This is a genomic window from Catenulispora rubra, assembly GCF_015356825.1.
Lineage (GTDB): Bacteria > Actinomycetota > Actinomycetes > Streptomycetales > Catenulisporaceae > Catenulispora > Catenulispora rubra.
Window position 1 is genome coordinate 1 of the sequence record NZ_JAACYW010000764.1, and the last position, 426, is coordinate 426.

General features: G+C 77.2%; 1 protein-coding gene. It reads left to right on the plus strand.

Going from position 1 to position 426, the window contains the following annotated elements:
• On the plus strand, positions 1–426 hold a 426-nt coding region (locus GWK61_RS55315), incomplete at both ends, for an AMP-binding protein (RefSeq protein ID WP_194922385.1).

Genomic DNA, 426 nt, shown 5'->3' on the forward strand with positions numbered 1-426 from the left:
GTCCTCGGACGGCGGCGGCATCCCCGGACAGGGGCACCCGACGCTCGGCGAGCTCTTCGCCGCCTGGGTGGCCCGCACGCCGCACGCGCTCGCGCTGACCGACGGCCGGCGCACCTGGACCTACCGGGAGCTGGCGGCCCGGGTCGACCTGCTGCGCCGCGACCTGGTGCGGCGTGGCGCCGGGCCGGAACAGACGGTGGCGCTCGTCCTGCCGCGCTCGATGGAACTCATAGCGGCGGAGTTGGCCGTGGCGCAGGCGGGCGCCGCCTTCCTGCCGGTGGACCCCTCTTATCCCGCCGAGCGGCGGGCGATGATGCTGGCCGACGCGGCGCCCGCGGTGACCCTCGACGATCCGGCCGGTCTCCGTGCCCTGATGGACGCCGCCGACCGGGCCACCCCGGCGGAGGCCGCGGAAAGGGCAGGCAC